The organism is Chryseobacterium phosphatilyticum, from assembly GCF_002899825.2.
GTDB classification, from domain to species: domain Bacteria; phylum Bacteroidota; class Bacteroidia; order Flavobacteriales; family Weeksellaceae; genus Chryseobacterium; species Chryseobacterium phosphatilyticum.
The window spans coordinates 1-13,308 of the sequence record NZ_PPED02000002.1 but is presented as its reverse complement, the minus strand read 5'-3'; the positions used below and the strand labels follow the sequence as shown (position 1 = coordinate 13,308).

Genomic DNA, 13,308 nt, shown 5'->3' with positions numbered 1-13,308 from the left:
GAAATCGCAGGAAAATCCTTTTAACTTGCGATTTCTTTATTATTACGATTGAACATGAACAGAAGAGAATTTTTAGAAAAATCAAGTCTTTTATTAGCCGGATTAGGAACTTCAAGCGTTCTTCACCCGTCTATTTTAAAAGCTTTAGCTATTGAACCCACTGCTCATTCCACTTTTTATGACGCAGAACACGTTGTTATTCTGATGCAGGAAAACCGCTCCTTTGATCATGCTTTTGGTACGCTTAAAGGAGTCCGTGGCTTTTTAGATAAAAGAGCTTTTGTAAAACAGGATGGTCATTCCGTTTTCTTCCAAAAAGGAGACAACGGAAAATATGCTTCTCCTGCCCGATTGGATCTCCGAAACACAAAATCTACCTGGATGAGCTCACTTCCCCACTCATGGGACAATCAGCAGAAAGCTTTAAATAAAGGTAAATACGACCAATGGCTTCAGGCAAAAGCTTCCGGAAATAAAGATTACAAAAATATCCCCCTTACATTAGGCTATTATAACCGTGAAGATCTTCCTTTTTATTATCAACTGGCAGATGCCTTTACTATATTTGATCAGTATTTCTGCTCTTCACTGACCGGAACAACGCCAAACAGGCTCTTCCACTGGTCGGGAACATTAAGAGAACAACAGAATGGAAAGGTAAAAGCGAATGTTTATAATGACAATATTGACTATGATAAAGCTCGTCAGGCAAAATGGAAAAGTTTCCCTGAAATCTTAGAAGAACAGAAAGTATCATGGCGTATTTATCAGAATGAAATAAGTCTGCCAAAAGGAATGTCCGGAGAACAGGAAGCCTGGCTCAGCAACTTTACAGATAACCCTATTGAATGGTTTTCAAAATATAACGTCAAATTCTCAAAAGGATATTATCAGAATATCCCGAATATCATTGCTTATCTGAAGCAGGAAATCACAAAAAATCCAAACCGGAAAGAAAAAATTGAAGCGATGATTTCCGAATTGCAGGAAGATCAGGTGATATACCATCCGGATAATTACTCAAAACTTTCACAAACGGAGAAAAATCTTCATGAGAAAGCTTTTACCACCAATGCCAATGATCCCGACTACTGGAATCTTGAAACCGGAAAAGATGAAACCGGAGAAAGACTGGTAGTCCCTAAAAGTGATGTCTTATTCCAGTTCAGAAAAGATGTGGAAGAGAAAAAACTCCCCTTGGTTTCGTGGCTGGTAGCTCCTGAACATTTTTCAGATCATCCAGGATCTCCATGGTATGGAGCATGGTATATTTCAGAGGTTTTGAATATTCTGACCAAAGATCCTGAAATTTGGAAAAAAACCATATTTATCATCAATTACGATGAAAATGACGGATACTTTGATCATGTTCTTCCTTTTGCACCACCGATGAACCCAAGTCAACCTGTGGATATGAACGGGAAAGAAGGAGTAGAATATGTGCATAAATCTCAGCAATATATGTCTGATCCATCATTACAAAGTCATGAAAAAATTGAAGGAACAGTTGGTCTGGGTTATAGAGTACCCATGATTATTGCTTCTCCATGGACAAAAGGAGGTTTTGTAAACTCTGAAGTGTCTGATCATACTTCAGTATTACAGTTTCTGGAAAAGTTTATCATGAAAAAATTCAAGAAGGATGTTCATGTAGATAATATCAGTGACTGGAGAAGAGCAATATGTGGTGACCTTACTTCTGCTTTCAATTCTACTGATGTGAAAGCTCCACAGATGGATTATTTAAATCAAAAAGATTTTGCTAAAATCATCAATGCAGCAAAAAATAAACCTGTACCTGATCTGAAGTGGTATACAGAAAATGAACTGAACAACCAGCTTCTCTACATTCAGGAAAGAGGGACAAAACCATCTAATCCTCTTCCGTATAACTTCCATGTGAATTTAGAGAATGGCAAGATAAGGATGACCAACCTGAAAGATAATGGAGTTCCTTTACTGCTTTATGACAAGAACCAGCTGAATTCCAATAATTATCATTTTTCTTATGCTTTGTATGCTCAACAGGAATTATCACATACTGTACATTCAGATATTTACGATTATGAAGTTTTTGGGCCTAATGGATTTTTCAGGAAATTTAAAGGAAATACAACCCCAGATCTGGAAGTAATGTTGGTGAATAAACCAGGCAAAAACCAGGTTGAACTGATCTTTAAGAACCATAAAAAAACAAATGCCTTCATTACCATAGAAGATCTGTACGAAAAAAGCAAAAAGACAATCTCTCAGCAAAAGCATGAAGAGAAAATAACAATTGATCTGAACAAAAATAAGGGCTGGTATGATTTGAAAGTAAGCTTTGCAAGCCATATCTGGCACTTTGCCGGACGGGTAGAAACCGGAAAAATCTCAGTTTCCGACCCTCACTGGAATTAAGTGAAATTATATAACTCTACAAAAGATCCTGTACAAAATGTACAGGATTTTCTTTTAAATAAAGGAAAACACACTTAATAATTCATCAATCATATTCAAATACAAGGTATTTATTTTTAACAATATAAAAAATAAAGGATATTTTTTTCATAATATATCGAATTTTGTTATATTCACTTAACTAATCATCAGTATCATGAAAAAATTAAATTTAACGATTGCATTGTCATTATTCGCAGTTGTCGTATCCGGAAATATTACTGCACAGGATACAAATACAGACAATCACACAATCACTATTTCTGTTCCCGAAGTTGCATTGGTAGACATTGAGCCTGCCGCTACAAAAAACCTTACTTTAGGATTTACAGCTCCGACTGAAGCTGGGAATCCGGTTGTTGCAAGTGCTGCCAATACTACCCTTTGGCTGAATTATTCCTCTATCAAATCTGTTGCAGATCCAACCCGTAATGTTACAGTAAAAATGAACGCTATTATTCCGGGGGTTGATATCCATGTTACAGCGGCTGCAGCTACGGGCTCAGGAGGAGGTACTTTGGGTACATCTGCAGGACTTTTAACATTAAGTGCAGCTGATCAGACCATCATTTCAGGTATTGGAAGTGCTTACACAGGTAACGGTGCCAATAACGGCCATAATCTTACGTATGCACTGGCTGCAGGAAGTGGTCCCGGTGGCGTAGCCGCTTATGCTGATTTACAGGCAACGGCAACTACAGTAGCTACAGTTACTTATACTATATCAGATAACTAGAAGAAATTTACCTTAAAAACCAAATGAGAAGAAATTGTCTATCAGTTTCTTCCGGGTTTTTATTACCATCTATTTAATTAAACTTTACATGAGTATGATAAAGCGTATCCTTATTTTGACCTCCCTGATCTTGCAGTTTTGTTTTTTACATGCCGGTATAGTGGTGCTCAATGGTCTTACGCATTCCTACAAAGTAGAAAGCGGAAAAGTTTATAAAGGAAAAATTGCGATTGAAAATACAAGTGTCAATCCTCAGAATGTTAAAATATATTTGCAGGACTTCACGTATCAGGCCAATGGAACAACCCATTATGCAGCCCTTCATACCAATAGCAGAACCAATGGAGACTGGATCAAACTCAACACGAATCTCGTAACGCTTAAAGGGAAAGAAAAAACAGAAATTTTTTATGAAATTACAGTACCTGATAAGTCTGTAGATCCCGGTAGTTATTGGAGTGTGATTATCGTGGAACCTGTAGAAGATATAAAACCCACCAATGATAAACCAGGAGTAAATATTACCTCTGTTATCCGTTATGCCATTCAGGTTATTACAGATTATGATGCAGAAAAAGCCAAACCTGATCTAAAATTTGAAGGGGTTAAAATAGAAAAACAAGACAAAAAGCAGGTAGCAAAAATTGCGATTGCTAATCAAGGTAATCTGTATTGCAGACCTACAGCTTCTATTGAAATATACAACCGTAATACGGGTGAAAAAATCGGGAATTTCTCAGGTTTGGCTATGGGCTTATTACCTCAGACATCCAAAACATTTGATATAGATATCAGCAAAGTACCACCCGGCCAATACAAAGCCGTCATCATAACTACCGATGAGGATGAAAATGCTTTTGCACTGAATGTGGAACTAGAAGTAAAAAATGATTAAAACCTGGACTATATATATAATCCTTTTCTTATCTCCGGTATGTATTTTTTCCCAGCAGCAAATGGCGGGTAAAAAAGATAGTTTAATACCGGGAACATCTACTTCTATTTCTTTTGCATTGGCAAATAGCTATGATGAAGATAAAACCTATGATATTTCAGTCGCTACCTCAAGCCCACATATTATTCCTATTCTGGCCAGAGGAGAATTTCAGATCATTGCCCACCAAAATACGACTTATATTATTCCATTACGTATTTCTTCCGAAGCATCTCAGGGAAATTATTCAGTGACTCTTCAGGCAACTGATAAAAGTTCAGGAATAGCGTTCACCAAGACCACCACAATCAGAGTTCTTGGAAACAGAAAACTTTCTCTTACTCCTCTTGAATATCCCGATTTTATAAGAGCCGGGGAAACAATACGGGCTACATTTCTTTTGAAAAATAACGGAAACGTTACAGAAAATTTGGTTCTCGAAAGTAAAAATGGGGTTGTGGATGACAATACTACAATTACCCTGGCCCCCAATGAGACAAGGACAATATCCATCCATAAGATCACGAATCCGGAACTCGGACAAAATGAATTTCAGAACCTAAATCTTTCGGTATACTCTTCAGAGAACCCGAAAGAAAATCAAAGTGTATACATAAGTACTCAAATTATATCCGTTAAACCTCAGGATACAGACATTTATCATAGACTTCCTATTGCCGCTTCCTTATCTTTTGTCGGAATGAAAAATATGGGAGAATACCATGACGGGTTCCAGGGCGAACTCTATGGAAAAGGAAGCCTCGATAAGGAAAATAAGGACCAGATTGAATTTCGTGCGGTCACTCATAATCCTGTTGAGCTCAATACTTTTACTCAATATGAAGAATATTTTGTGAATTACCGACGTGATCATCTTTTTGTTCACCTCGGTGACAAAACATATTCCTCTTCTTATTTAACTGAGTTTGCAAGGTATGGACGTGGTGCGGAGATCCGGTATGATTTTAATAGAGTAAGTTTAGGAGGTTTTTACAATCATCCCCGATTTTTCAGAGATATTAAGGATGAATTTAATTTTTATTCAGCGTTTAAAATTCGAAAAGAATCGGAAATAGCTGTAGGATACCTTTACAAAATGCCAAGAAAGGAAGAATCCAACTTTGGAAATGTCAGATTAGGCTCTGAAGCTCATCTTCCTTATGTCAAAGGAAAATTTAAGATCTCTAAAAATATTAATCTTTCTGGTGAATTTGCATATAGTACGACAGAAAAGACTGATGGAAGTGCTTTTTTGGTTCAGGCTGAAGCTAATTTTAAGAAACTCACGGGAAATTTCATGTATATGAAAGCAAGCCCGCATTTTGCCGGATATTTTACCAATACCAGTACATTCAGTGGAAATATTCAATATAAACTAACTGAAAAGATTAGCCTTGTTGCCAACTATATGCAGGACGCCCAGAACTTTCAGAGAGATACTTTATTTCTGGCTGCTCCATACAGAAAATTTTTACAATATGGTATTCAATATAAATATCTGCCAAGCGGTTTTATTGTAGCAACTAACGGATATCAAAAGTATCAGGATCGTTTAGAACCTAGACAGTTTGATTATTTTGAGCGGTTTTTCAGAGTGACTGTAGATCAGCGCATTGGTTTATTTCAGGTAAATCTTGAAGGACAATTTGGAAAAACAGATAATTATCTGACCGGATTTAATGGAAATTCAAGTTTATATTCGGCGAACATATCATTTGAAAAATTCAGGACTTCTTTTAATGTCTTCGGAAGTTATGGTACTACTTCAAGATATCAACTCCAGAATCAAAAGCAAGTGTATTATGGAGCAAGGATTATAAGCCGTTTCTCTGATAAAACGAGCCTGAGTGTTTTTTACCAGAACAATTATATTCCTGAAGATTATTTTAAAGATAGAAATTTATTTGAACTTCTGTTTCACCAACAGTTATTTCCCGGAAATGAGCTTGATCTTTCCGGCAGATACTCATTGCAACGGGGGCAAATCGGGGATAAAGATTTTATATTTTCATTGAGGTATACCTGGCGTCCCAATATTCCTGTGCAAAAAACTGCAGAATACACCTCTTTATCCGGTAATATCAGCAACCTTGGAATCAAAAAGACTGAAGGGGTAAGATTAATGCTGGGAAGCTATTTGTCTGTTACGGACCAAAATGGAGATTTTATATTTAAAAATGTAATTCCCGGAAATTACTTCCTGGAACTCGACCGTTCAACCACTGAAATCAATGATATCCCGACACGTGTTTTTCCGGCGCCCGTTTCTCTTATTAATAAAGAGAACACCTTTAATTTCGGATTAACAACCGCAGCCAGTGTACAAGGACATATCCAATTTATGGAAACAGAAGAAAAAAGCCAGACAGATATTGAAGCATTACAAGCCAGAAAAAAGAAAAATAAAAAAGAAAGTATCGTTATAGAAGCTGTTAGTCATAATCAGACCTATCGTAAAATCTGTTTTATAGGTGAAGATTTTGATTTCACCTACTTAAGACCAGGAGATTGGACGGTTAAGCTTTATCGAAACGGGCTTGATAAGCGTTACAAAATTTCAACCGACAAATTTCAGTTTACTTTACAACCAGCCGAAACAAAAAAATTGAGCATTACTATTGTCAAACAACAAATAGAAATCAAGTACCAACAGGAATCTTTAAAGGTTGGATATAATGAAATAAAAAATAAGAAATGATTCTGAATCGCTCCATATTGTTAGTCTCTCTTGTGCTGTCCTGCTTGTTGTATTCTCAGGCCAATATTACTTTTAGCTTACCTGTGGTTACCTTAATGGACATAGAACCCGCCGGCAATATCACGTTAAACTTTACAGCACCTACCGAAGCAGGAAATGCTCTCGGAAATCCGACTCCCAACACCTCAAAATGGGTCAACTACACATCTGCAATTGCTTCCGGAGGGCTTTCCAGGAGAATTACAGCATCTGTTAGCCAGCTTATTTCCGGAATAAATATAAGAGTACAGGCAGCGGCAGCTTCCGGATCAGGTGGTGGCACATTGGGAACGCCGGCGGCGCAAGTTACCCTTACAACCTCGCCAGTTACAATTATAAGTGGTATAGGAGGGGCTTACACAGGTAATGGAGCCAATAACGGACATCGCCTTACCATTTCATTAGTTCCCGGAACATATGCCAATTTATCTGCCCAGGCGAATACAACTGTTTCCATCATTTATACCATCACAGAATAAAACTGAAACATGAAAACGAATAGCCCTTTTCTCAGAGGAATTTCTCTAAAAAGATATCTATATACTATTCTTATAGTGATCAGTGGTTTTGTGGAAGCACAAACAGTAACGGTTTCAGGAAACTGGGCTCCAACTATTGCTTCTATTACTGAGGCCGGTAATAATTATGCAGGAACGTATGATAATATTACCCCCAGCAACCCGATAACAATGTCCGGTTCTTTACCGGGCTCTTTCCTAAACCTTCTTTCAAGCTCAGGTGCCAAAATTACCATGCATCATACCCCCACTGTCTGGAATAGTTCTTTAGCTCTTTCCGCAAAAAGAACAGGTGGAACAACAACCATTAATGGACTTTGTGTTGCCTGTACTGCTACAATCAACGGTGGAACCACCTATACTTCAGTACCACAGGCAACGGATGTAACATTTGTGACGATAACCTTTACCGGACTTTTAGGATTGGGGAATAGTGTCAATTTTTCCAATATTAATCTTCAGTTACAGCTAACTGGCGTCTCTGTTACCGTTCCGGCTGCTGCATATAGTACACGGGTTGTTTTCACAGTGGCAGCAAACTGATACAACTGATTATTTAACAGATCCCTATAAAAAAATAAATCCTTTTCAACACTTGAAAAGGATTTATTATTCTATGTTATATACTTAATGTTTTGCCCACCAGAGAGGTGTCAATACAGCATCTTGACCTCCAAGCAGCTGAATTGCCTTATCATATCCGGCTTGATCAGTATTTCTAAAGGTACTTGGATATCTTAATCTTTGAGGGAAATTCTGGATAGAATTGGTCATATAATTTCCTGAATTCAGATTAGGAAGATTCACCAACGGAGTTTCTATAGCAGGATTTTCAAAGAACGGTAATCCCAGCCTTCTCTGATCATTCCATGCTTCTAGTGGAAGCCACGGTGTATTGGCCAGATATTTCTGAGTAATAATCTTCGTTAATTTATCATTTTTAACTGAACCATTCTTATAAATCGTATTTACAGGGTATTTGATATTAACAGAAACAAGATTCCCGGTAGCCGGATCTTTATATTTCATGGTATGGCTCACACCCGGTTCAGCGATATGGCTATAAGAAACAGAGGTTCCATCTCTGTTATAATCTGTAGAAGCTATATATTGCCCGTAGAACTGAGAAACTCCATTATAGGCGAAGCTATCCTGAATCCCTTTATTATAGGCAGCTTCGTCACTCATTGGAACCACCCAGCCCTTTAAAGCTGCTTCAGCCATCAGGAAATAGGTTTCCCAGCTTGCAAAGAATATTCTTGAGTTCTTGCTTTCTCTGTATTGCTTTCCTAAAGCAGGCATACATCCCACTACATTTCTCAAGGCATTCCTTTGCCCTTTTACACCCCAGTTACCAACAGTATAAGCATTCCAGGTATTTACAGCGTTCACCGTAATTTTAGAATTATCGGCAAAAGTAAGATCACCATAATTTGTTGTTGCCTGATTGGTATAAGTTGGATACAATGAATATACCGGACTTGTCAAATCTCCAGGAATATAGAATGTTTTGTAGGCCCTTGGATCTATTTTGTTGGGAAGTCCATCCAGCCAATATCCCGCACTTGGATCATTAGTCATCGTAGTAAACTGCTCGTCATATTTAATTCCTATATAATCTGAATTTTTGACTGACGCATGTTGGGTTGTAGGTAATTGATCTGTAGAATTGATCCCTCCTAAACCAATATACATATTATTCAAAGTAGCAGATAAAATCTGAGAATTCCACTCTCTGGACATAACGCCTGATAGGGGACTCCAGCCGTCTTTTTCAGCCACTGTAAAGTTCTCTGAACTATTACTGATATACATATTGGAGTTTGCTGCAGCCTCAAATTCGGCTTTTGCTTTTGCCGGATCAACTTCAGCAATTCTCATGGCGATTCTCATTCTCATGGAGTTTGCGTATTTCACCCATTGTCCCCATTTAAATCCATAAACCATATCATAAGCATTGGTATTGCTTGGAGCCGGTTGATTAACATCCATTTTAGCCGTAGCATCCTTGAGCTCTTCCAGAATATAATAATACACATCCTTTTCAGAATTGAAAGTGGGATTATTTCCCTGGAACGCATTAATTGGCTGAGGTCCAAAATTATCGGAAAATTCACTCATCAAATAAGCTCTCCAGATTCTTGACATCTGAATAAGGTTATCATAATAAGGCTTGCCCTGCCCCAGAGACTTCTTTTCATTAGCCACCTGAATAGCCGCGTTCGCATTATTAAGCCATTCAGAGATATATCTCCAATATTCGGATGTCCACGAATCATCATAAGTACCTCCGGCAATACCCGTAGACAAATGTTGTCTTCCCGCAGTTTTCCAATACAGTACGAATACACGCTCTGCTATATTCGGGTCTTGCTGTGCTCCAAGAATAGAATTATTAAGAAAGTATTCCGGTTCAGACTTATTAAGATCGACAGCATACGGATTATTATTAATATCTTCAAAATCCTTGCAGGCCGTACATAATGTAACTAATGCAATGCAAGATAAAATATATTTTTTCATAACGTTATTTGAGTATTAAAAGCCTAGTGTAATTGTGAATAAATAAGATCTTGTCGTCGGAAATGCCATATTTTCAAATCCAACAGCATTTGAATTAATAGCAAATACAGACTCAGGATCTATCCCTTTTGCTTTACTATATATCATCCAGACATTATTAGCTGTAAATGAAACCTTGGCACTTTGTAATGCCATTTTCTCAAATATACTTTTAGGAAGATTGTAAGACAATTGGATATTTCTCAATCTGATATTGGTAGCATCATAAATATTTTGTTCTGTAATTCCAAGGTTTCCTGCTGTTACAGCTGCCCAATAATCCTGCTGGGTAATTTCCTTTGTATTGGAGCTGTATCCTCCATTTTGTTGTACTACAGCATCCAGAACAAAGTTATCTCTTCGTCCTCCGGGAGCAGTATCTGATGCGAGTCCCGCTTTTTGCAATGCCAACTGGGTTGCTGAAAAGAATTTGCCCCCAATTCTTCCGTCAATAAGGAAGGACAAGCCTATATTTTTATAAACAAAGCTACTGGTGAATCCAAATAAAGATCTGGGAGTCTGGTCTCCCAAATACTGCATATCAGGAGTTCCCTGAGGCAAACCGTTTGATCCTACAATAAGTTTTCCAAAATAAGGACTGTTTGGATCTTCAACCTTTAGAAACTTCGTACCATATATTGCCCCATATGGCCTACCTACCTCAGTATAAAATGTTACATTATCAAATCCTCCGATCGGATACTTTGAGACATTTCCGTTAATTTCCTCAACGTTACTTTTTAACAATGACAAGTTTGCATTCACATTCCATGTAAAGTTCTCCTTTCTTAGAATATCGGTATTCAAAACAAATTCAAATCCACTATTGCGAAGTCCTCCAGAACTGATTTTCATTTTTTCATAACCTGAAAGCGGGTTCATCGGTAGATCGATAAGCTGCCCTGTAGCACTATTATTGAAATAACTTACATCTAATGATATCCTGTTAAAAAACTTAAGATCAGTACCTACTTCAAATGTTTTTAGTTTTTCTGCTTTAAGATTAGAGTTGTATAGAATTTTTTGTCTGCTAAGAGTAATATGTCCATTCGGATCTGTAGAAAGCGTATAATTGTTATATAACTCATAAGGATCCAAGCCATTTCCTGTTACGGCATAAGCAGCACGTAGTTTTGCAAATGTCAGGAATTTGGAGTTAAATCCATTCATTTTATTCAGCATATCAGTTAATACTAAAGATGTGCTTATAGAGTTATAAATGTAAGATCTGTTCTCAATAGCTAATGTCGATGACCAGTCTGTTCTTGTGGTTGCATTAATAAACCAATATCCATCATAATTAACTTCCGCTGCCGCAAATACTGAATTGATCTTTTTCCACAAATCTACTTCAAAATTTGCCGCCGCCGCATTATCACTTGTATTCTTTACATTAAAAGCATTAGGAATAATAAGATTCTGTGTAGTAAAATATAGAGCTTTGGTTCTTGTTTCCATCATTTGCCCATACACCGAAAGAGATCCTCCCCATTTTCCAAATAAATTATCTTTTTTGGCCGTAATACTTGCGATATAGTTATTTTCGTAAAACTTTTCATTGCTGGTTGAATATGAGTTTCTTCGGGAAGAGCCTGTCCACACCCGAGCATCTGCGTTTAAAGAATAAAAGTCCGTTCCTAATCTTACATCCGAACTTAGCCAATCATTGAACTGATACTTCAAATAACCATTTAATAAAAAACGATCTTTTTTATCTGCATTCAGGCTATTATAGGCAGACCAGTAAGGGTTAATACCATTGGGGGTAATCCAACGCGATGTTATATTATTTTGTGTTTGCCCCTCACGGTAATCTGCAATATTAATATTCTGTGGCATTAATAAAATAGCAGGATAAAAATTACCATCTCCCTGACCGCCGGAAGGTCTGTTATTAGCCTTTGTACTGATGTATTGAGCTTTTATTTCAGATGTCCATCTTTTATTGGCACCAAAGGTAGAATTCATCTTTGCCATAAAGTTGAATCTCTCATATTTAGAATTGGGGATCTGGCTGTTATCATGCAGATATCCTGCAGAAGTATATAAACTTGTTCCTTCTCCTAAATTCGACTGAAAGCTAAGATTGTGTTGTGAGTTGAGGCCGGTTTTGAAAAAACTTTTCAGATTATCATATCTTTTCATTGATTCATCAAGTGCAGGTCCCCATGAAGTAGTATTATCACTGTTAGCAGGATTAGCTACCCCATTACTTCCCTGAGAAAAGCTCTTCTGCATATTAGGTTTCATAAAGATAGTTTCAAAGCCTAAACTTGTAGAATAAGAAATTCCAAGCCCACCTTTTTTCTTTCCACTCTTTGTAGTTATCAAAACTACCCCATTTCCCCCTCGGGATCCATATAACGCTGAAGCAGCACCACCTTTAAGTACGGATACAGACTCAATATCTTCGGAGTTAAGATCACTTAAACCATTCCCCATATCCAGATCCGGATTCCAGAAATCATTGTTAAATGCTCCATCATTCTGCTTAGGCTTAGTACCCAGACTATTACTCAATGGAACACCATCCACTACAATTAATGGTTGATTATCTCCTTTAAAAGAATTAAAACCTCTCAGGTTTATCTTTGATGAAGAGCCCGGTCCAAAGCCTCCTTTGATCACCTGAAGCCCAGCTACTTTACCTGCTAACGCATTCGTAACATTCGTTTCTTTAGCATCAACAAGTGTTTGTCCTTTTACATCCTGGAAAGAATATCCCAGTGATTTTTTCTCCTTTTTAACGCCATAAGCCGTTACAACGATTTCATCAATTTTCGAGGCCTTCGTAGAATCTGTATTTTGCCCATACAGTCCATTGAGACCAAAAAACAAAGATGGGAGAAGTCCAATCTTAACTATTAATTTGTTCATATTTATACACGATGGTTTAGAGCAAATATAATATTTTAACAGTATTTAATAATAAAGCACCAAAAAATAAATAGAAACACTATAAATACCATTGATACAATGTAAGTTAACGTATCAAATTCTTATAAAATAAAAACTGATACTTAAAAAATTAATATTTTGGAATACCAAAAATATCCACTACAATTGAAATAAAGGAATAATCCCATCAAGTGATATGATATAATTAATAAGAAACTATAAGGTTGATATATTTCGGTAAAATAAAGAATACCGGAGATAAAAATAATTGAGAATTGAGAATTGAAAGTTGAGAGTTGAGAATGGATAATGACGTGTGATTCATTGCTCATTATTCATTTCTTAGGGGTAGGGATAAAAACAAAAAAAGTCCTTTATCATTCGATAAAGGACTTTTTAAAAATAAAATAAAAACTGGCGGCGGCCTACTCTCCCGCGTTAGCAGTACCATCGGCGCTGGTGGGCTTAACTTCTGTGTTCGGAA

General features: G+C 37.1%; 8 protein-coding genes and 1 rRNA gene. 6 read left to right on the top strand and 3 right to left on the bottom strand.

Annotation, left to right across the window (positions count from 1 at the left end; translation table 11 throughout):
- Nucleotides 1-54: 54 nt before the first annotated feature.
- From C1631_RS07285 to C1631_RS07255, 6 genes are all read left to right on the top strand, one after another.
- Complete coding sequence (locus C1631_RS07285; protein WP_109711516.1) at nucleotides 55-2,400, top strand: phosphocholine-specific phospholipase C; 2,346 nt, start codon at nucleotides 55-57, stop codon at nucleotides 2,398-2,400.
- 196 nt (nucleotides 2,401-2,596) lie between these two features.
- The gene (locus C1631_RS24350) at nucleotides 2,597-3,175 is read left to right on the top strand and encodes a hypothetical protein (RefSeq protein ID WP_103247476.1); all 579 of its coding nucleotides are present in this window, start codon (nucleotides 2,597-2,599) and stop codon (nucleotides 3,173-3,175) included.
- Nucleotides 3,176-3,269: 94 nt separating this feature from the next.
- Entirely contained in the window at nucleotides 3,270-4,070 is an 801-nt protein-coding gene (locus C1631_RS07270; RefSeq protein WP_103247478.1) for a WxL protein host-binding domain-containing protein, read from the top strand.
- A complete protein-coding gene (locus C1631_RS07265; protein ID WP_109711510.1) occupies nucleotides 4,063-6,807 on the top strand; it encodes a COG1470 family protein in 2,745 nt (914 codons plus the stop codon). Before C1631_RS07270 ends, C1631_RS07265 begins: the two co-directional genes overlap by 8 nt.
- Nucleotides 6,804-7,325, top strand: coding sequence for a hypothetical protein (locus C1631_RS07260; RefSeq protein WP_103250084.1), 522 nt, complete (start codon nucleotides 6,804-6,806; stop codon nucleotides 7,323-7,325). The genes C1631_RS07265 and C1631_RS07260 overlap by 4 nt, the downstream gene beginning before the upstream one ends.
- Before the next feature lie 9 nt (nucleotides 7,326-7,334).
- Nucleotides 7,335-7,907 carry a hypothetical protein gene (locus C1631_RS07255; protein WP_109711508.1) on the top strand — a complete coding sequence of 191 codons (573 nt, stop codon included), beginning with the start codon at nucleotides 7,335-7,337 and terminating at the stop codon, nucleotides 7,905-7,907.
- An 84-nt stretch (nucleotides 7,908-7,991) separates the two neighbouring features.
- On the opposite strand, the gene C1631_RS07250 is transcribed toward C1631_RS07255, so the two are convergent.
- From C1631_RS07250 to rrf, 3 genes are all read right to left on the bottom strand, one after another.
- Nucleotides 7,992-9,887: a SusD/RagB family nutrient-binding outer membrane lipoprotein gene (locus C1631_RS07250; RefSeq protein WP_109711506.1), complete on the bottom strand. Its 1,896-nt coding sequence runs from the start codon at nucleotides 9,885-9,887 to the stop codon at nucleotides 7,992-7,994.
- A gap of 15 nt (nucleotides 9,888-9,902) precedes the next feature.
- Nucleotides 9,903-12,803 carry a SusC/RagA family TonB-linked outer membrane protein gene (locus C1631_RS07245; protein WP_109711504.1) on the bottom strand — a complete coding sequence of 967 codons (2,901 nt, stop codon included), beginning with the start codon at nucleotides 12,801-12,803 and terminating at the stop codon, nucleotides 9,903-9,905.
- Between the two features lie 433 nt (nucleotides 12,804-13,236).
- A 5S ribosomal RNA gene (rrf, locus tag C1631_RS25095) occupies nucleotides 13,237-13,308 on the bottom strand; the annotation flags it as partial.

What these genes read in the sequence shown, in the direction of transcription:
- C1631_RS07285 (WP_109711516.1), top strand. Translation starts at nt 55, where the DNA reads ATGAACAGAAGAGAATTTTTAGAAAAATCAAGTCTTTTATTAGCCGGA.
- C1631_RS24350 (WP_103247476.1), top strand. Translation starts at nt 2,597, where the DNA reads ATGAAAAAATTAAATTTAACGATTGCATTGTCATTATTCGCAGTTGTC.
- C1631_RS07270 (WP_103247478.1), top strand. Translation starts at nt 3,270, where the DNA reads ATGATAAAGCGTATCCTTATTTTGACCTCCCTGATCTTGCAGTTTTGT.
- C1631_RS07265 (WP_109711510.1), top strand. Translation starts at nt 4,063, where the DNA reads ATGATTAAAACCTGGACTATATATATAATCCTTTTCTTATCTCCGGTA.
- C1631_RS07260 (WP_103250084.1), top strand. Translation starts at nt 6,804, where the DNA reads ATGATTCTGAATCGCTCCATATTGTTAGTCTCTCTTGTGCTGTCCTGC.
- C1631_RS07255 (WP_109711508.1), top strand. Translation starts at nt 7,335, where the DNA reads ATGAAAACGAATAGCCCTTTTCTCAGAGGAATTTCTCTAAAAAGATAT.
- C1631_RS07250 (WP_109711506.1), bottom strand. Translation starts at nt 9,887, where the DNA reads ATGAAAAAATATATTTTATCTTGCATTGCATTAGTTACATTATGTACG.
- C1631_RS07245 (WP_109711504.1), bottom strand. Translation starts at nt 12,803, where the DNA reads ATGAACAAATTAATAGTTAAGATTGGACTTCTCCCATCTTTGTTTTTT.